This window comes from Achromobacter sp. JD417 (assembly GCF_041879325.1).
GTDB classification, from domain to species: domain Bacteria; phylum Pseudomonadota; class Gammaproteobacteria; order Burkholderiales; family Burkholderiaceae_B; genus Achromobacter; species Achromobacter mucicolens.
This window is the reverse complement of the sequence record NZ_CP087159.1, coordinates 1,796,061-1,814,173: the sequence shown is the minus strand read 5'-3', so window position 1 is coordinate 1,814,173 and position 18,113 is coordinate 1,796,061. Positions and strand designations below refer to the sequence as shown.

General features: G+C 65.7%; 16 protein-coding genes and 2 tRNA genes. 3 read left to right on the top strand and 15 right to left on the bottom strand.

All coding sequences use genetic code 11. The features are described from left to right. Positions 1 to 8: 8 nt before the first annotated feature. The 3 genes from LN047_RS08370 to LN047_RS08360 form a co-directional block, all read right to left on the bottom strand. A complete protein-coding gene (locus LN047_RS08370) occupies positions 9 to 539 on the bottom strand; it encodes a carboxymuconolactone decarboxylase family protein (RefSeq protein ID WP_373981493.1) in 531 nt (176 codons plus the stop codon). Positions 540 to 541: 2 nt separating this feature from the next. Continuing rightward, entirely contained in the window at positions 542 to 1,495 is a 954-nt protein-coding gene (locus tag LN047_RS08365; RefSeq protein ID WP_062838434.1) for a tripartite tricarboxylate transporter substrate binding protein, read from the bottom strand. 69 nt (positions 1,496 to 1,564) lie between these two features. Beyond that, positions 1,565 to 2,431, bottom strand: coding sequence for an amidohydrolase (locus LN047_RS08360; RefSeq protein WP_373982113.1), 867 nt, complete (start codon positions 2,429 to 2,431; stop codon positions 1,565 to 1,567). A 97-nt stretch (positions 2,432 to 2,528) separates the two neighbouring features. Here LN047_RS08360 and LN047_RS08355 point away from each other — a divergent pair, with 97 nt between their 5' ends. Together LN047_RS08355 and argG are read left to right on the top strand one after the other, a co-directional pair. Next, on the top strand, positions 2,529 to 3,455 hold the full coding sequence (locus LN047_RS08355; protein WP_175156856.1) for a LysR substrate-binding domain-containing protein: 927 nt from the start codon (positions 2,529 to 2,531) through the stop codon (positions 3,453 to 3,455). A gap of 70 nt (positions 3,456 to 3,525) precedes the next feature. Beyond that, a complete protein-coding gene (gene argG, locus LN047_RS08350; protein WP_373981492.1) occupies positions 3,526 to 4,866 on the top strand; it encodes an argininosuccinate synthase in 1,341 nt (446 codons plus the stop codon). Between the two features lie 75 nt (positions 4,867 to 4,941). Here the strand turns inward: argG and LN047_RS08345 are convergent, their stop codons facing one another. The 12 genes from LN047_RS08345 to rnr form a co-directional block, all read right to left on the bottom strand. Continuing rightward, a complete protein-coding gene (locus tag LN047_RS08345; RefSeq protein ID WP_180099192.1) occupies positions 4,942 to 6,870 on the bottom strand; it encodes a potassium transporter Kup in 1,929 nt (642 codons plus the stop codon). Next, positions 6,867 to 7,937: a HAMP domain-containing sensor histidine kinase gene (locus LN047_RS08340; RefSeq protein ID WP_063952906.1), complete on the bottom strand. Its 1,071-nt coding sequence runs from the start codon at positions 7,935 to 7,937 to the stop codon at positions 6,867 to 6,869. Before LN047_RS08340 ends, LN047_RS08345 begins: the two co-directional genes overlap by 4 nt. 114 nt (positions 7,938 to 8,051) lie before the next feature. After that, on the bottom strand, positions 8,052 to 8,723 hold the full coding sequence (locus LN047_RS08335) for a response regulator transcription factor (protein ID WP_008164454.1): 672 nt from the start codon (positions 8,721 to 8,723) through the stop codon (positions 8,052 to 8,054). A gap of 63 nt (positions 8,724 to 8,786) precedes the next feature. After that, positions 8,787 to 9,272, bottom strand: a complete 486-nt coding sequence (locus LN047_RS08330) for a biopolymer transporter ExbD (RefSeq protein WP_056320087.1) — start codon at positions 9,270 to 9,272, stop codon at positions 8,787 to 8,789. After that, positions 9,272 to 10,243, bottom strand: a complete 972-nt coding sequence (locus tag LN047_RS08325; protein ID WP_056320084.1) for a MotA/TolQ/ExbB proton channel family protein — start codon at positions 10,241 to 10,243, stop codon at positions 9,272 to 9,274. The genes LN047_RS08330 and LN047_RS08325 overlap by 1 nt, the downstream gene beginning before the upstream one ends. Before the next feature lies 1 nt (position 10,244). After that, positions 10,245 to 11,063, bottom strand: coding sequence for an energy transducer TonB (locus tag LN047_RS08320; RefSeq protein WP_062838440.1), 819 nt, complete (start codon positions 11,061 to 11,063; stop codon positions 10,245 to 10,247). A gap of 369 nt (positions 11,064 to 11,432) precedes the next feature. Further along, a tRNA-Val gene (locus LN047_RS08315) sits at positions 11,433 to 11,508 on the bottom strand. Positions 11,509 to 11,653: 145 nt separating this feature from the next. Continuing rightward, positions 11,654 to 11,926, bottom strand: coding sequence for an HU family DNA-binding protein (locus tag LN047_RS08310; RefSeq protein WP_003812968.1), 273 nt, complete (start codon positions 11,924 to 11,926; stop codon positions 11,654 to 11,656). Positions 11,927 to 12,282: 356 nt separating this feature from the next. Next, entirely contained in the window at positions 12,283 to 12,963 is a 681-nt protein-coding gene (locus LN047_RS08305; RefSeq protein ID WP_062838441.1) for a Fe2+-dependent dioxygenase, read from the bottom strand. A 57-nt stretch (positions 12,964 to 13,020) separates the two neighbouring features. Then, positions 13,021 to 14,265 (bottom strand): cystathionine gamma-synthase family protein, encoded by a 1,245-nt coding sequence (locus LN047_RS08300; RefSeq protein ID WP_062838442.1) that lies wholly within the window; start codon positions 14,263 to 14,265, stop codon positions 13,021 to 13,023. Between the two features lie 46 nt (positions 14,266 to 14,311). After that, positions 14,312 to 15,049 (bottom strand): 23S rRNA (guanosine(2251)-2'-O)-methyltransferase RlmB, encoded by a 738-nt coding sequence (gene rlmB / locus LN047_RS08295; RefSeq protein WP_056320073.1) that lies wholly within the window; start codon positions 15,047 to 15,049, stop codon positions 14,312 to 14,314. A gap of 137 nt (positions 15,050 to 15,186) precedes the next feature. Beyond that, complete coding sequence (gene rnr, locus LN047_RS08290; protein ID WP_373981491.1) at positions 15,187 to 17,652, bottom strand: ribonuclease R; 2,466 nt, start codon at positions 17,650 to 17,652, stop codon at positions 15,187 to 15,189. Positions 17,653 to 17,890: 238 nt separating this feature from the next. Between rnr and LN047_RS08285 the strand changes: the two genes are divergently transcribed. After that, positions 17,891 to 17,975 (top strand) — tRNA-Leu (locus LN047_RS08285). Positions 17,976 to 18,113: the final 138 nt, after the last annotated feature.

The window sequence follows — 18,113 nt, the reverse complement described above, 5'->3', positions numbered from 1 at the left end:
CTCTCCTTTCAATGTCCGACGCGCAAGGCGACCAGGAAGCGCGACACCATGTTGTACGCGCCCACCGTCGCGGTCAGTTCCACCAGTTGCGCGTCGTCATAGCGCGCGCGCAGCGGCGCGAACACCGCGTCCGGCACCTCGATATCGCGCGTCATGGCGTCGGTCAGCGTCAGCACCTCGGCCTCGCCAGGTTCCAGGCCCGGTACCTGATCCGGAGCGGGATTGCCGCGCAGCACGTCGATGACCGCCTGCGGCATGCCGCCCGCCAGCGCGTGCGGCACATGCGCCTCGAACTCGTACGGCGCGTTGTTCAAGGTCGCCACGCGCAGGATGATCAGCTCGCGCAGCCGCGGCGCCAGCGACGTCTTCTGCCGGATCGCGGTCAGCATGGCTTCCCAGCCTTCGACCACGGCCGGACTGTTCAGCAGCACCTGATACAGCGGCGAAATGCGGCCGCGCGCGGCGGCGATACGCGCCTCCAGCACGGCCAGTTCCGGGCGCGTGCCCGGCACGACGGGTTCGATTCGGCGGGCGCTCATGCTTACTCCGGACGGATGTTCTTGCGCTGGATCAGCGCGGTCCACTTCTCGCGGTCGGCGGCGATCAGCGCGCCCAATTCCTGCGGCGTGGTGGGCGCGGCCTCGGCGCCGAACTTCTCCAGGCGGGCGCGCACGGTTTCGTTGCCCAGTGCGGCGCGCACGGCCTGGTTCAGCTTGTCCACGGTAGCGGCAGGCGTGCCCGCCGGCGCGACAAGGCCGTACCAGTTGTTGGACTCGACGCCAGGAATGCCCTGCTCGGCCAGCGTCTTCACATCGGGCAGCAGCGGATGGCGGGTCGGCGCCGCCACGCCCAGGGGTTTGAGCTTGCCGCCCTGGATGTGGCCGATGAGGCCCGGCACGTCCCCGAAGAACCCGGATACCTGATTGCCCATCACGTCGTTGATGACGGGGGCCGCGCCCTTGTAAGGCACATGCAGCACCTTGGCCTTGCTGGAATCGGCGAACATTTCCAGCGTGAGGTGCGGAATGCTGCCGATGCCCGACGAGCCGATGGCGACCGACTGCGACGCGGCTTGCGACTTCTTCACGAAGTCGGCTGCATCGGTGGCCGGATTGGATGGGTTCACCACGAACACCGTGGCATTGTTCACCACGCGCGACACCGGCGCGAAATCGCGCGCCGGATCGTACGGCAGGTCCTTGTACAGCGCCGGGCTGATCGCCACCGCGCCAACGCTGGTCAGGAACAGCACCGAGCCGTCGGCAGGCGCCTTGGCCACGTAGGCGGCCGCGATGTTGCCATTGGCCCCCGCCTTGTTCTCGACGATGACGTTCTGCTTGAGCTCCTTGCCCAGCTGCTCGGCCAGCACGCGGCCCACCAGGTCCACGGGACCGCCCGGCGGGAACGCAATGATGAGGCGCACGGGACCGTCGGCATGAGCCGCACCCGCGGCGGCCAGGCTCAGCACGGCGGCCGAGATGATTTTCTTGAACATGGTGTCTCCTCGTTGATGGGGGTGTGCTTGCGGCTCGGGCATCGTGGCCCTCGTTCCGCGTTCTCTTTGCTACTGAAATCCGTAAAGCCGCGCGGGGTTGTCCACCAGCACGCGCTGACGCAGCCCGGCGTCCGGGCAGGCCTCGAAAAACGTGTCGACCAGCTCGCCGTCGTCCGGCATGTCGCCCGCCACATTCGGGTGCGGCCAGTCCGTGCCCCACAGCGTGCGGTCCGGCATGGCCTGAACGAGCGCCCGCACGAACGGAATGCCTTCGGCGAACGGCCGCCGGCCGGCGGCAATGCGATCGATGCCGGACACCTTGACCCAGGCCGCGTCGACGTCGGCCAGGCTGAGCAGCGCCCGCATCGCCGGCGAATCGAGCCCGTCCGATGCCTTCAGCCGCCCCATGTGATCCACGACGAACGGCACCGGCAACGCGAGCAGGCGCGGCAGCAATTCCGGCAGCATCGCGCCGTCCACGTGCAGGCACAGATGCCAGCCCAGCGGCGCAATCAGCGCGACCACATGGTCGAACACGGCCGGATCGGGCGCGCCGCCCAGATGCGGCACGAAATTGAAGCGCGCGGCCCGCACGCCGCCCTCATGCAGTGCGTTGACGCTGGCCGCCGTGGCGTCGGCGCCCAGCAACGCCACGCCGCGATACCGCCCGGCGCTGCGCGCCAGCGCGTCCAGCAAGGCGCGGTGATCCGACCCATGGCAATTGGCCTGCACGACGACGGCCCGCTCGATGCCCAGATGGGCGTGCAGCGCCGCCATGCTGGCGTACGGCGCGTCCGGCGGCGTGTAAGAGCGGCCCTGCGCGTACGGAAACACGTCGTCCGGCCCGAAGATGTGGCAATGCGCATCGCACGCGCCCGGCGGCAGCGCGTGGCGGGGACGGGACGGCGAGGCGAGCGGCGGACGGCAATCGGGCACGGGGGACTTCCTCATTGCAAAACGCCATCCTCGCGGAATGTGGCCTGGCAAACAATGCTATACCTGATATTTCTGATATCGAAAAAGCTAATATCCGATGGATCTCAAGCAGATCGAATACTTCGTGCGGGTGGCCGAGCGCCGCAGCTTCTCGCGCGCCGCCGAGATGCTGGACGTCGCGCAGCCCACGCTCAGCCGCCAGGTGCGGCTGCTGGAGGTGGAGCTGGGCCAGCACCTGCTCTACCGCAACGGCCGCGGCGCCGAACCCACGGAGGCCGGCCTGCGCTTTTTGGAGCACGCCCGCGCCCTGCTGACGCTGGCCGAACGCGCCAAGGAAGATCTTCAGACGCTGCGCGAAACGCCCACGGGCAAGGTCATGATCGGCCTGCCGCCGCGCATCGCGCGCGTGCTCACGCCCCCGCTCGTGCAGGCGTTCCGCCAGGACTTTCCGGATGCCTCCATCGCGGTGGCCGAAGGCTTGAGCGCGCAGGTACGCGAATGGCTGCTCGCCGGCCGCGTGGACCTGGCCTTGCTCTATGACCCGGCCCCGTCCCCGCAGCTCGCGTACGAATCGCTGTTTCGCGAAGATCTCGTCCTGGCGGCCGCCGCGGGCCATCAGCCGCCCCTGCCCGATCACGTGCCGGTCGCGCGGCTGGGCGACTATCCCCTGGTGCTGCCAAGCCTGCCCAACGCCATCCGCACCCTCGTGGAAAGCGTCTGCCGCGCGCAGGGCGTGCGGCTCAAGGTGGCGGCCGAGGTCGACGCCGTGCAGACCATCGTAGAACTGGCGGCGCAGGGCGACGCCTACGCCATCCTGCCCCGCTCGGCCGCGCGCGGCCCGGCCGCCGAGCATGAACTGTCCCTGTGCGCGATCGGTTCGCCCACGATCACCAACAACCTGGTGCTGGCCAGCCCGCGCCATCGCCCGGCCACCCGGCTGGCCGCCGCCACGGGCCAGCTCATCCGCGAACTGCGGCTTGCCGATCTGTTCGCCCCCGAGGCCAGCCCCCCTCAAAAGAGTTAAAATGGCGGACTACTTTTCTTGTTTGGCGGCTCGTTGCTGTCAAAGTCCTGTTGGCGTCTCACCTCAAACAATGACCACTATCCTCCCGAACCTGCCCACCGGCCAGAAAGTCGGCATCGCCTTTTCCGGCGGCCTGGACACCAGCGCGGCGCTCCTCTGGATGCGCAACAACGGCGCCATTCCCTACGCCTACACCGCCAACCTGGGCCAGCCCGACGAATCCGACTACGACGAGATTCCCCGCAAGGCCATGGCCTACGGCGCCGAAGACGCCCGTCTGATCGACTGCCGCGCGCAGCTCGTGGCCGAAGGCATCGCCGCCCTGCAATCGGGCGCCTTCCACATCTCGACCGCCGGCATCACGTACTTCAACACGACGCCCATCGGCCGCGCCGTCACCGGCACGATGCTGGTCGCCGCCATGAAGGAAGACAACGTCAACATCTGGGGCGACGGCAGCACGTTCAAGGGCAACGACATCGAGCGCTTCTACCGCTACGGTCTGCTCACCAACCCGGAACTGAAGATCTACAAGCCCTGGCTGGACCAGCGCTTCATCGACGAACTCGGCGGCCGTTCGGAAATGTCCGAATACATGCGCCAAGCCGGTTTCGACTACAAGATGTCGGCTGAAAAGGCCTACTCCACCGACTCCAACCTGCTCGGCGCCACGCACGAAGCCAAGGACCTGGAGCACCTGAACTCCGGCATCCGCATCGTCAAGCCCATCATGGGCGTGGCGTTCTGGCGCGACGACGTCGCCGTCAAGGCCGAGGAAGTCACGGTGCGCTTCGAAGAAGGCCAGCCCGTCGCCCTGAACGGTGTCGAATACGCCGACCCCGTCGAACTGATGCTCGAAGCCAACCGCATTGGCGGCCGTCACGGCCTGGGCATGAGCGACCAGATCGAAAACCGCATCATCGAGGCCAAGAGCCGCGGCATCTATGAAGCCCCGGGTCTGGCCCTGCTCTTCATCGCCTACGAGCGCCTGGTCACCGGCATCCACAACGAAGACACCATCGAGCAATACCGCGAAAACGGCCGCAAGCTGGGCCGCCTGCTGTACCAGGGCCGCTGGTTCGATCCGCAAGCCATCATGCTGCGCGAAACCGCCCAGCGCTGGGTTGCCCGCGCCGTCACCGGCGAAGTCACCATCGAACTGCGCCGCGGCAACGACTACTCGCTGCTCAACACCGTGTCGCCCAACCTCACGTACGCGCCCGAGCGCCTGTCCATGGAGAAGGTGGAAAACGCCCCCTTCACGCCGGCGGACCGCATCGGCCAGCTCACCATGCGCAACCTCGACATCGTCGACACGCGCGAAAAGCTGTTCACGTACGTCAAGACCGGCCTGCTCGCCTCCAGCGGCACGTCGCTGCCCCAACTGAAGGACGCGACCTCTAAGAAGTAACGCTTCAAGGTCCAATAAAAAACCCTCGGTTTTCACACCGAGGGTTTTTTTTCGCCTGACCGCGGCGCGGCGCGCCTAGAGTTCGACCTGCATGCCCATCTCCACCACCCGGTTCGCCGGGATCTTGAAGAACTTGGTGCTGCGGGTGGAGTTGCGCGCCATGAACGAGAACACCGCGCGCCGCCAGCGCGACAAGGCCGGCTTTTTGGCCGCCACCACGGTCTGGCGCGACAGGAAGTACGACGTGCGCATCGGTTCCAGATCCAGTTCGGGGTAGCCCTCTGCGATCAGGCGCAGCGCCTCCGGCACGTCCGGGTCTTCCTTGAACCCGTAGTTGATCGTCGCGGCCCAGCTCGATGCGCTGAGCCGGTTCACCTCGAAGCGCTCTTCCGGCGCGATGTACGGCACGTCGGCCGACAGGATCGTCAGGAACAGCACCTGGTCGTGCAGCACCTTGTTGTGCTTCAGGTTGTGCAGCAGCGCCGACGGGACGTTGCCCGAATTCATCGTCATGAAAATCGCGGTGCCCGGCACCCGCGACGGCGGGTATTGCTCAAGCTGCTCCATGAATTCCTTGAGCGGCTGGCGGTCGCGCTGCTGCATGTCGGACAGCAGGTGCCGGCCGCGGCGCCACGTCATCATCAGCGTGAACACCACGATCGCCACCACCAGCGGCAGCCAGCCGCCCTCGTGGATCTTGAAGACGTTGGCCGAAAACAGCAGCACGTCCAGCAGCAGCAACAGGCCAAGCACCAGGAACCACATCATGCGCTTGACGCCCGTGGTGCCGCGCGGCAGCACCGCAAACGCCAGCACCGACGTCGTGAGCATCGTGCCCGTCACCGCGAAACCATAGGCAGCTGCCAGGTTGTCGGAGTTGCGGAACCACAGCACCAGGACAAGCACCGCGCACAGCAGCAACGCGTTGACCTGCGGCAGGTAGATCTGGCCTTTTTCGATGGCGGACGTGTGCAGGATCTGCATGCGCGGCCAGAAGCCCAGCTGCACCGCCTGGCGCGTCACCGAATAGGCGCCCGAGATGACCGCCTGCGACGCGACGATGGTGGCGACGGTGGCCAGCGCGACCAGCGGGGCAAGCCCCCATTCCGGGGCCATCAGGAAAAAGGGATTGCGGATCGCGGTGGGATCGCGCAGCAGCAGCGCTCCCTGGCCGAAGTAGCACAGCGTCAGCGCCGGCAGCACCATGCTGAACCAGGCGCGGCGGATCGCCGGGCGGCCAAAATGGCCCATGTCGGCATACAGCGCCTCGGCGCCGGTCAGCGCCAGCACCACCGCGCCCAGCAGCACGAAGCTCACCCACGGCGCTTCCACGATGAAGCGCAGCCCCCATATCGGATTCAGCGCGGCCAGAATCTCGGGCGTCTGCCAGATCTGCCAGCCTCCCAGCGCGGCCAGTGTGGCGAACCATACGAACATCACCGGGCCGAACAGCTTGCCCATCGTCGCCGTGCCGCGCGACTGGATCGCAAACAGCGCGATAAGGACCACCAATGCGATCGGCACCACCCAGCGGTCCAGCGTGTGCGACACGATGCCGATGCCTTCCAGCGCCGACAGGACGGAAATTGCCGGGGTGATCATGCTGTCGCCGTAGAACAGCGCCGCACCGAAGATGCCCAGCACGATCAGGATCCAGCGCAGCTTGCCCTCGCGGGCGCGCACCGCCAGCTCCAGCAGCGCCAGCGTGCCGCCCTCGCCTCGGTTGTCGGCGCGCAGCACCAGCATCACGTATTTCAGGGACACCACCACCATCAGCATCCAGAACAGGATGGACAGCACGCCCAGCAGGTGGGCCGGTTCCAGATCGGTGTGCACGCTCAGGCCGGTCAGGCAGGCGCGCAGGGTGTACAGCGGGCTGGTGCCGATATCGCCGTACACCACGCCCAGGGCGCCCAGGATCAGGGCGGCGCGCGACGACGGCGCGTGCGCGCCGCCGGGGTGGCCGGGGGGCAAAGAAGCAGCGCTGACCGTGCCTTGGCTCATGATGCAGGTTCTTGGCGAGTGAGTTGCGCCCCCTTGCGGGGGCCGGGGAACACAACGGACAGCCGCGTTCCGGAAAAATCGGGCCGGCTGGTGAGCTTCCACCACGCGCCGTGCGCATGCGCGATCTCACGCACGATGGCCAGTCCCAAACCCGAGCCGCCGGCCGTGGCCGTGGGCGACCGGTAGAACGCCTCGAACACGCGGTCGCGCTCTTCGGGCGGAATGCCGGGGCCGTCGTCTTCAACGGTCAGCGAGGGGGGATTGGCGCCGACGATCAGCGTGATGCGGCCCGTGGGGTTGCCATAGCGCAGCGCATTGTCGATCAGGTTGCCCAGGAGCTCGGCCAGCAGCAAGGGATCCGCGTCGATCCAGATGGGCGTTTCGGGCGCGGCCAGGTCCAGTTCGTAGTGCGCCTCGCGCACGCGCGGAAACCATTCCGCGCCATGCACGCGCACCCATTCGCACAGGTCGATGCGCACGAAACTGTCCTGGGGCCGGGCATTCGGGTCGGCGCGCGCCAGCACCAGAAGCTGCTGGCCCAGCCGGATCATGCGGTCGCTGACGGCCTTGATGCGCTCGGCGCGGGCGCGGACATCGTCGGGCAAGGGACGCGCCAGCATGAGTTCGGATTCCAGCCGCAGGCCCGACAACGGCGTGCGCAGCTGGTGCGCGGCATGGCCGATGAAGCGGCGCTGCGCGGCCAGCGATGCATCCAGCCGCAGCAACAGGTCATTGGTATGGGTAACCAACGGCTCGATCTCCACCGGCACGCCGGCGACCTCGAGCGGCTGCATGTCGTCGATGGAGCGTTGCCGGATTTCTTCGGACAGGTGATTCACCGACCGCAGCCCGGATCGCACGCCCTGCATCACCACCCACGCGAACAGCGCAATCAGCGCCACCTGGCCCACGACCATCAGCCAGAAAAAGTCTTCCAGCATCCACAACGACATGTCGATCTTGTGGGTGATGACCCAGGTGGCCGCCAGGTCCAGCAGGACGAGCAGCAGGATGGGCGGCATCAGGCGGATGACCAGATGCCGGGCCAATGAACGGGAGGGAAGCATGGGAGGCCGCGCAGCCGGAGACGGTTGGGGGGTGCGTTCCTGCGTCATGGCGCGAAGCCCTTAATGAGGCGGATGAATGCGCGCGGCTGGCGGTCGCCGGCCGCGGCCGGCCCGTCAGGCCGCTTCCACATCCAGCATGTAGCCAAAGCCGCGTACCGTCTGGATGCTGGCGCCCGTGCCTTCCAGGCGCTTGCGCAAGCGGTACACATAGACTTCGACCGCATTCTCGCTGAAATCCGCATCCCAGGCGGACAGGGAATTGACGATCTGGCGCTTGGTCACGACGCGGCCCACGCGGGCCATCAGCATTTCGAGGACGGAAAGCTCGCGCACCGACAGCGACAGGCGCTGGCCGTTGGCGCGCACTTCGCGGCCGACGGTGTCGAACACCAGCGGGCCGACTTCGATGAGCGGCTGGGCCTGGCCCGCGCGGCGGCGGCCGAAGGCGCGCACGCGCGCGGCCAGCTCGGGCAGTTCAAAAGGCTTGGTGACGTAGTCGTCCGCCCCGGCGTCCAGACCGGCGACGCGATCTTCGATGCCATCGCGGGCGGTAAGGATGAGCACGGGAACCTGATTGCCGTCCTGGCGCAGCTGGCGCAGCACGTCCAGGCCGCTCATGCCGGGAAGGTTGAGGTCGAGCAGCATCAGGTCATACGGCTGGCCTGCCAACGCGCCCAGAACCCGGTCGCCATCGGTCAGCCAGTCGACCGCATAACCCTGGTCGGCCAGGAATTCCTGGAGCGCATGGCCCAGGGTGGTGTCGTCTTCGATTACCAGAACTCGCATGCCGCGATTCTAGCGCGATCCAAAAAAAAAGGGGCGCGAAATGCGCCCCCTTTCCGGATTCGTTCACCGGCCGGACGGTGCCGCCGCGGGCGCCGCTGCCCCTGCCGGCGCACCGGCCGCCGGGGCGCCGCCAGAGGGCGGCGTCGTGACGAAACCGATCCGGGTCATGCCCGAACGACGCGCCGAGGCCATGACCTTGGCCAGCGTTTCGTAGCGGGTGTTCTGATCGGCGCGGATGCGGATCTCGGGCTGCGGCTTGGTGCCGGCGATCGACTTGAAGCGATTGGGCAGGTCGTCGATATTGACCGGCTTCTCGTCCCAGAACAGCGCGCCGCTGGCATCGATGGCCAGGTCCACGGTCTTGGGCTCTTCCTCGATCTGCTCGGCGGCCACCTGGGGCATGTTGATCTTGATCGAGTGCGCCAGGAGCGGCGCCGTGATGATGAAGATCACCAGCAGCACCAGCATGACGTCGATCAGGGGCACCATGTTGATCTCGGACACCGCATGGCTTCCGGACCCTTTACCCTCAAAGCTGCCAAAGGCCATCATTCGCTCCCGCGTTGGACCGCGTGGCCGTTCTGGCGACGCAGCGCGCGCACCTTGCCGTCGGACAGCGCAACTTGCTGGCCGGTGGTCAGGAACGCAAACAGATCATGCGCAAAGGCATCCAGGCGCGACAGGAACACGCGGTTGTTGCGCACGAACGTGTTGTACGCCAGGACGGCCGGAATTGCCACTGCCAGGCCCAGGCCCGTCATGATGAGGGCCTCGCCCACCGGACCGGCGATGCGGTTGATGGTCACGCCGTCGGACAGGCCGATACCGACCAGGGCGTGATACACGCCCCACACCGTACCGAACAGGCCGACGAACGGCGCCGTCGAACCCACCGAGGCCAGCACGGTCAGGCCGTTTTCCAGCTTGGCGGTTTCTTCGTCGATGACCTTGCGCATGGTGCGCGTGACGAAATCCGAATTGCTGCCCGACTCTTCCAGCTTGGTTGCGCCGAACTTGTTGTGGTGCGCCTGCGCGTGCATGGCGTGGCTGGCCAGATGCGAGAACGGATCGCGCGCGCCGTGCGTGTTGATTTCGTGCTCGACCTGTTCCAGCGAGCTGGCGTTCCAGAACTTGTTCAGGAAGTCGGCGGAACGCTTGCGCATGCTGACATTGCTGGCGGCCTTGACCAGGATGAGATACCAGGTCACCAGCGACATGAGGATCAGGATGACGAACAGGCTCTTGCCCACGAAGTCGCTCTGCGCGACGAAGTGCAGGAAGCCCATGTCGGGGACCGGCGCCGGCGCGGGCGGAATCGCTGCGGCGGCGCTATGCAGCGCGTCGGCCGACTGCTGGACGGCGCCAGCGGCCTGCTGAACGGCGCCGGCAGCTTGCTGGGCGACCTCGCCGCCCGTCGTGGCGGCCTGCTGGGCTGCGGGCGCGGCGGCGGCAGCCGGCGCTGCTGCCGGGCTGGTGGTCGCCTGCGCCACCAGGGTGGCGCTATGCAGTGCGTTGGACATCTCAGTTCCTCATTACGAAATCGAACGGAATTTTTGCTTTGGCGGGATAGGCCACGCCATTGCGGGTATACGGCTTGAAACGGCCTTTGCGCGCGGCTGCCAGGGCCGATTCGTCCAGACGCGGAAACCCCGACGAAGCGTCGATGGTCGCGCGCTCGACCAGGCCCTGGGTGTTGATTTCCACCAGCACCACGACACGCCCCTCTTCCCGCATGCGGCGCGATGCCATCGGATAGTTGGGCATCGGACGCGCCCCCTGGAATTCAATGCTCGAGACCAGCACGGGCTGATCGGGTGGCGGTCCCTGCGTCGGGCCTTGCGGCGCCTGCGTGCCTTCCGGCGCACCGCTGGGCGGCGTCTGCTGCGGCGGCGTCTCGGGCTTGGGCTCGGGCTTGACCTCCTGCTTGGGCTGAGGTTTGGGCTTGGGCTTCGGCTTGGGTTTGGGCGGAGGCGGCTTGGGCGCCGGCATGGGCGGCTTTTCGACCACCGGCTCGGGTTCGGGCTCCGGCTCGGGTTCCGGTTTCAATTCCGGTTCGGGCTCGGGTTCGGGCTCGATCTCGGGTTCCGGCTCGGGCGGCGTCTCGGTGACCGGCTGCGGCACTTCGGGCGTAGGTTCGGCTTTGGCGATCTGGGGAACGGGCGCATCCACCACGCTCACCATGATTGCCTCGGGTTCCTCCAATTCAGGACGACTCTCCGGCGCCATGAAAATGGCGCCGATCACCGCTGCATGAAGCGCAACGACCGCCAGGCCAGCGCCTGCGCGAATACCAAAAGAAGACCGCGAAGAAGAATTCCAACCGGGTTGAAGACTAGGCATGAATCAGCCAGGGTGCATTGACTTTTCCGGCCTGCCAGGAAGTTGACGCGCACAAGACCGCGGCGCCGGCTGACCGGTACAAGCCCGTCATAGTATCTTAAATGCGAATGATTCGCACGTTGTATTTCGAATGGAACAGCGTAACACTGCTGATCGGAATCAAGGCAGCATCAATAAAACGCTTACGAAAACGCGGGCAGCACGGGGCATGCCCATGACGGCGCGTTGGCCATGGGGCGGCCAGACCCATGCGGGTCAGAGGTTCAATCCGAAGAGACGCGCCGTCGCAATCAGGGCCGGAAAACAAAAAACCCGCCACGTCGCCGGAGGCGGGATGTGTGCGGGTTCGATGTGAACTGCGAGGGCTTCTGGTGGGTGCTACAGGGGTCGAACCTGTGACCTACGCCGTGTAAAGGCGCCGCTCTACCAACTGAGCTAAGCACCCATTTCGGTGCAATCGCCCGGCGCATTTGCGCGGGGACATTGCCAATTTGGGGTACTCAAAAGCAATACGCGGGCCGGAGTATACCGGACCGCGTACTTGTGGGCAAATCGCAGCGCCGTGCGCCATGCGATCGGCTGCCGTCCTATCAGTTGACAGCGTCCTTTAGGGCCTTGCCCGGACGGAACTTCGGCACCTTGGCCTTCTTGATCTTGATGGTTTCGCCAGTGCGCGGGTTGCGGCCGGTGCGCGCGGCGCGAGCCGACACGGCAAACGTGCCGAAACCGACCAGCGTGACCGTACCGCCCTTCTTCAGCGTGGTCTTCACGGCACCGATCAGGGCGTCGAGCGAACGGCCGGCTGCAGCCTTGGAGATATCGGCCTTGCTGGCGATGTGATCGATGAGTTCGGTTTTGTTCATGCAGGTGTACCCCTCACAAGGTGTGGAGTCTGCCCGGGGCGGCAGTTCATGGCCGTCAGGAAGGAATGCCACAAATGGACGCGAGACCAGGCAAACGACGAACAGACAGTGGATAAACTTTTTTCTTGCGCTGCAAAGCACAACTTTTAAACTGCTGCGCCGCCTAGGATTTGCTGGCTTAATGCCTGCAAACCGTCAGCGACGCAGACGTGTATTAGGCCTTGGCGTAGAGCGGCTGTCAAGCGAAAACCTCACGGCAACCCGCGTCAATACTAGCTTTTAGCCGATTCCGCAATAAACAAAAACGCTCATTTTGGGGTTTGCGCGACACCCGCAAAAAAACACTTTAAGCTTCATCAAACGTCGGCCCAGCGGCGCAGCAGATTGTGATAAATGCCGGTGAGCTGAACTATTGAGGCATGTCCTGCCACATCTTGATTCAAGCGTTGGATGGCGACGTCCATGTCCAGCAGCAGCGCACGCTGGCTGTCTTCGCGCACCAGGCTCTGCATCCAGAAAAATGAACTGACACGCGCGCCGCGCGTTACGGGATTGACTTTATGCAGGCTCGTCCCCGGATACAGCACCATGTGTCCGGCCGGCAGCTTCACGGCGCGCGGGCCATAGGTGTCGTCGATGACGAGTTCGCCGCCGTCGTAGCTGTCGGGGTCCGAGAAGAACAGCGTCGCGGACAGGTCGGTGCGCACACGCTCGGCCGAGCCAGCGATGCCGCGCACGGCGTTGTCCACGTGATAGCCGAACGCCTCGCCACCTTCGTAGCGGTTAAAGAGCGGCGGGAAGATCTTGCGCGGCAGCGCCGCCGACATGAAGAGGTTGTTTGCCGACAGCCGCTGCAGGATCAGCGTGCCGAGCTCTTGCGCCAGCGGATGCTGCTCGGATAGTTGCCGGTTGCGCTTGACCTGGGCGGACTGATGTCCTGCGGTCACCTTGCCGTCCACCCAGTCCGCGGCATCCAGCCGCTGGCGGATGTCGGCAGCCTCTTGCGGCGTAAAAACTTCTGCGATCTGAATAAGCATGGGTTCCTGCCCGATTGCGTTGCTGGCGCCCCTGCCCGGGGCGCCGCGGCTGCCGAATTATCCCTTCAGGCAACCATTGAGCGCCTGATCGAAATCAAACAGCAAATCGGCCTCGTCCTCGATGCCGACCGACACGCGGATCAGGCTGTCCGCGATGCCCATCTGCTTGCGGCGCTCCGCGCCCATCTCGTAATAGATCGTGTGCGCCGCCGGCAGCGCCAGGCTGCGCGTATCGCCCAGGTGCGTCGCCATCAGCACCACGCGCAGGCGATTCAGAAAGTCGAAGCAATCGACGCCATCCGCCAGTTCGACGCCCAGCAGACCGCCGAACCGCGACCCGAACAATGCCGCCGCCCGCTCATGCTGGGGGTGGCTGGCCAGGCCAGGATAATGCACCTTCGCCACGCCCGGATGCGCTTGTAGCAAACGCGCCAGCGCCAGCGCGTTGGAACAATGTTTGGCCATGCGCAGCGCCAGCGTCTCGGCGCCCACCGCGATGCGGTGCGCGGGCTCGGCGGCCAGCGTGCCGCCCATGTCGCGCAGGCCCTTCTTCTTGATCTGCGTAAGCCCCCAGCCGGTGGACGCGCCCTTGCGATAGGCTTCGTAGATGTTGTCGTTGCCGGCCCAGTCATACAGGCCGGTGTCGGTCACGGCGCCGCCCAGCGCATTGCCGTGCCCGCCGATGTACTTGGACAGCGAATTCATCACCAGCGACGCGCCGACCGAGGCCGGCCGGAACATCCACGGCGAGGTCAGCGTGTTGTCCACGACATAGACCAGCCCCTTCTCGCGGCAGATCTCGCCGATCACGGCCAGGTCGGCCACCTGCGTGCCCGGGTTGGCGATGGTCTCGGTAAAGACCATGCGCGTATTGGGCTGGATGGCGGCGCGCACCTGCGCCGAATCCGTCGCGTCCACGAAGGTGATCTCCACGCCCAGTTCCTGCAGCGTGCCGAACAGGCTGTTGGTGTTGCCGAACACATACTGGCTGGACACCAGGTGATCGCCCCGGCGCAGCAGCGTGGTGAAAATGGCGGCCAGCGCGGCCATGCCCGTTGAAAAGCTGACCGTGCCCTTGCCGCCTTCCATCTGGCTGATCTTGGCCTCCAGCGCCGTCGTGGTCGGCGTACCCTGGCGCGCATACGTGAAGCCCGCCTTGCCCTGGAACACGGCAGCCAGCTCGCGCGCGTCGTCGTAAGCGAATTCGGACGACGGGTGCATCGGCTTGTGCACCGCTCCGTGCTCGACGGATTGATGGCGGTCGGAATGGAGAATCGTGGTGGTAAAGCCGTTCTGGTGCATGATGGGCTGACGCAATTGAAGAAGGGAATCTACAGGGTGGGACGGATCACGATTGGCGCTGGCGCACGGTCTCGTACAGGCAGACGGCGCTGGCGACGCTGACGTTCAGGCTTTCCACCGAACCCAGCATCGGGATGTTCACGAGCTGGTCGCAGGTTTCGCGCGTGAGGCGGCGCATGCCCTCGCCTTCCGCGCCCATGACCCAGGCCATCGGCTGGCGCGCATCGACCTTGTGCATGCTGTCGGTGGCCTGATCGTCCGTCCCGACGAGCCACACGCCCCGGTCCTTCAGGCTGCGCATGGTGCGCGCCAGGTTCGTCACCATCAGGTACGGCACCGTGTCCGCCGCGCCGCAGGCGACACGCTGCACGGTGGCGTTCAGCCCCACCGCCCGATCGCGCGGCGCGATCACCGCATGCACGCCCGCCGCGTCGGCAGTGCGCAGGCAAGCGCCCAGATTATGCGGATCGGTCACGCCATCAAGGATCAGCAGCAGCGGCGGCCCTTCGATCACGTCGAGCACTTCGTCGACATCCACCGCCAGCTGGCGCTCGTCGGCCAGCGCCACGACGCCCTGGTGACGCGTGCCGCGCGCCAGGCCGTCCAGGCGTTCCATCGGAACCGGGTGAAGCCGGCAGCCGGCGCGCTCGGCCTGCTCGATGAATGTCTGCATGCGCTTGTCGCGGCGCGAGGCCTCGACGTAGATTTCCTTGATCGACTCGGGCGCGTGCCGCAGCCGAGCGACAACCGCGTGAAACCCGGCCAGGACTTGGGTCGACGCCATAAAACAATACCTTTAGATAAACGAATACCCGCCCCAGAGGGGGCGGGCCACCGGACAGCGCCGGCACTAACCGCAATGTTACCCCCTTAGGCCACGCCGCCAAACGACGGCATGGCCATAAGGATCCGCGCCGCCGGTCAGTGGCGCTTGCGGACGGCCTTCTTGGCGGGCGCGGCCCGCTGCGTGGCCTTGGGCGGCTTGCCGGCCTTCTTGGCCGCGGCGCGCCGTTCCTTGGCGGTCTGGCCCTTCAGGCTGGCGGGCTTGGGCGAAGCCGCCTTCTTGACCCGGCGCACGGGTTCGTCGGGCCCGCGCGCCGACGCCTTGCGCAGCGCGTCGAAGCTCGTGCCCTGCACAAGGCGGAACTCGATGCGGCGCGCCTCCAGGTCCACGCGCGCGACCTGCACCTGCACCTTGTCGGTCAGGCGGTAACGCATGCCGGTACGCTCGCCGCGCAGTTCGTGCAGGGCGTCGTTGAACTGGAAGTATTCGCCGCCCAGTTCCGATACGTGCACCAGACCCTCGACGTGCAAGGTGTCCAGCGTGACGAAGATGCCGAAGCTTGCCACCCCGGTGACCGTGCCGCTGAAGTCTTCGCCCACGCGCTCCTTGACGAACCAGCACTTGAGCCAGGCCTCGACATCGCGCGACGCCTCGTCGGCGCGGCGCTCGCTGGCCGACAGCACCAAGCCCATCTTTTCCCAGATGGCCTGCTCGTGTTCGCGCTGGCTGCGGCCGATGACGACCGCGTGATCGTCCAGGCTGGGCACATAACGCTGCCCCGCGAGCAACGCTTTGATGACCCGGTGCGTGAGCAGGTCGGGATACCGGCGGATCGGCGAGGTGAAGTGGCTGTAGCCCGGATAGGACAGGCCGAAGTGGCCCATGTTGTCGGGGCTGTAGACCGCCTGCTGCATCGAGCGCAGGCACATGGTCTGCAGCAGCTGGTAGTCGGGACGCCCGCGCACGGAATCCAGGAAATCGCCGTAGTCCTTGGCCGTGGGCATTTCGCCCCCGCCCAGCGACAGCCCCATGGTGCGCAGGAATTCGCGCAGCGACTGCAGGCGCTCGGGCGTGGGACCCTCGTGGATGCGGTACAGGCCCGGATGCTTGCTGCGCGTCATGAAGTCGGCCGCGCACGTGTTCGCGGCCAGCATGCACTCTTCGATCAGCTTGTGCGCGTCGTTGCGCACGGACGGCACGATCTGTTCGATGCGGCCGAGCTCGTTGCAGACGATCTTGGTTTCAACCGTGTCGAAATCGATGGCGCCGCGCTTCTTGCGGCCTTGCGACAGCAATTGGAAGAGCTCGTACAGGTGCTGGACCTGCGGCATCACGCTGCGCATCGCATGCGCGGCCGGACCGCCCGGCTGCTGCAGCGCCGCCCAGATGTTGGTGTAGGTGGTGCGGGCGTGCGAGTGCATGACCGCGTTATAGAACTGGTACGCCGTGACCGTGCCGGCCTTGGCGCCGCTGGCCGGGATGACCATGTCGCACACCAGCACCAGACGGTCGACGTCAGGGTTGAGCGAGCACAGGCCGTTGGACAGCGACTCGGGCAACATGGGAATGACCCGGCGCGGGAAGTAGACGCTGGTGCCGCGCTCCATCGCATCGTCGTCCAGCGCATCGCCCGGACGCACGTAATGGCTGACGTCGGCAATGGCGACCAGCAGGCGCCAGCCCGGACGCTTGCGCTGGCCCGTGCCCAGCTCGACCGGCTCGCAGTACACCGCGTCGTCGAAGTCGCGCGCGTCCTCGCCGTCGATAGTGATGAGCGGCACGTCGCGCAGGTCGACGCGGTCTTTCAGGTCGGACTTGCGGACCGTGTCGGGCAGGCGCGCGGCCTGCTTCAAGGCGCCTTCGGTGAAGTCGACCGGCACGTCGAACTTGCGCACGGCAATTTCGATTTCCATGCCGGGATCGTCGATCTCACCCAGCACCTCGGCCACGCGGCCGAGCGGCTGCGTGTGGCGCGTGGGCTGCGCCATGATTTCCACCGCGACCACCTGCCCGTGCTGGGCGCCGTTGGTGTCGCTGGGCGGAATCAGGATGTCGTGCTTGATGCGCTGGTCTTCGGGCACGACGATGGACAGGCCGTGCTCGTGCAGGAAGCGGCCCACCAGCTTGTTGGTGCGGCGCTCGATGACTTCGACGATGGTGCCTTCCGGCTTGCCCCGGTATTCGCCCGACGGCTTGACCAGCACGCGGTCGCCGTGCAGCACCTTGAGCATTTCGCGAGGCGACAGGAACAGATCCGGCCCGCCGTCATCGCGCAGCAGGAATCCGAAGCCGTCGCGATGCCCCAGCACCTTGCCCGCCACGAAATCGAGCTTGGTCGCCAGCAGCAGCACCCCCTTGCGATTGGGCAGCAACTGCCCGTCGCGCTCCATCGCGCCGAGGCGGCGCTCAAAGCCCACCATCGTCGCCTCGCGCTCGACGCCCATGCGTTCGGCCAGCTCAGCCGGCGACAACGGCGAACCCGCGGCGCGCAGCGCTGTCAGGATGGCTTCACGGGACGGAACATCAGGGTCGAAGTCCGGCGGCGCTTCGGGCAAGGGTGTTGATCTGTTGTTATTCGATTCGTTATTCGATCGTTTTGCCAAAGCTAAATTTTCCGTATATAATGCGCAGCTTCTGTGGTTCGCCCAAGGCTGAACACTGAAGCAGAAATGGTCAGAAGAGTTAGAAGCCGAATTAAAAAGCTGATAACTCGGGTTGAAAAAAACCCATTGTAAAACCAACTGCATTCGGACGCATGGATTAGTTCAAGGTTTAGAACTTGAATCCAAGTCACGCGACTGGAACGCAGCGTAGCACATAGTTCTGACAGTATCTTTCAGTGCCCAGGTGGCGGAATTGGTAGACGCGCATGGTTCAGGTCCATGTGCCGCAAGGTGTGGAGGTTCGAGTCCTCTCCTGGGCACCACGGAATTCTAATCAAGGCAGTTTCAAACTGGCTTGATCAAAAGGCTAAGAGCCCCGGAAATCGAAAGATTCCCGGGGCTTTTGCTTTCCGCGGGGCTTTTGCTTTGCCGGGGGATTTACGTTGCCCCACGCGCTTTGC

Coding starts and splice junctions, on each gene's coding strand:
- LN047_RS08320 (WP_062838440.1), bottom strand. CDS start 11,063: ATGCCTAGTCTTCAACCCGGTTGGAATTCTTCTTCGCGGTCTTCTTTT.
- LN047_RS08345 (WP_180099192.1), bottom strand. CDS start 6,870: ATGAGCCAAGGCACGGTCAGCGCTGCTTCTTTGCCCCCCGGCCACCCC.
- LN047_RS08310 (WP_003812968.1), bottom strand. CDS start 11,926: ATGAACAAAACCGAACTCATCGATCACATCGCCAGCAAGGCCGATATC.
- LN047_RS08330 (WP_056320087.1), bottom strand. CDS start 9,272: ATGGCCTTTGGCAGCTTTGAGGGTAAAGGGTCCGGAAGCCATGCGGTG.
- LN047_RS08340 (WP_063952906.1), bottom strand. CDS start 7,937: ATGCTTCCCTCCCGTTCATTGGCCCGGCATCTGGTCATCCGCCTGATG.
- argG (WP_373981492.1), top strand. CDS start 3,526: ATGACCACTATCCTCCCGAACCTGCCCACCGGCCAGAAAGTCGGCATC.
- LN047_RS08365 (WP_062838434.1), bottom strand. CDS start 1,495: ATGTTCAAGAAAATCATCTCGGCCGCCGTGCTGAGCCTGGCCGCCGCG.
- rlmB (WP_056320073.1), bottom strand. CDS start 15,049: ATGGCGTCGACCCAAGTCCTGGCCGGGTTTCACGCGGTTGTCGCTCGG.
- LN047_RS08335 (WP_008164454.1), bottom strand. CDS start 8,723: ATGCGAGTTCTGGTAATCGAAGACGACACCACCCTGGGCCATGCGCTC.
- LN047_RS08300 (WP_062838442.1), bottom strand. CDS start 14,265: ATGCACCAGAACGGCTTTACCACCACGATTCTCCATTCCGACCGCCAT.
- LN047_RS08305 (WP_062838441.1), bottom strand. CDS start 12,963: ATGCTTATTCAGATCGCAGAAGTTTTTACGCCGCAAGAGGCTGCCGAC.
- LN047_RS08370 (WP_373981493.1), bottom strand. CDS start 539: ATGAGCGCCCGCCGAATCGAACCCGTCGTGCCGGGCACGCGCCCGGAA.
- LN047_RS08325 (WP_056320084.1), bottom strand. CDS start 10,243: ATGTCCAACGCACTGCATAGCGCCACCCTGGTGGCGCAGGCGACCACC.
- LN047_RS08355 (WP_175156856.1), top strand. CDS start 2,529: ATGGATCTCAAGCAGATCGAATACTTCGTGCGGGTGGCCGAGCGCCGC.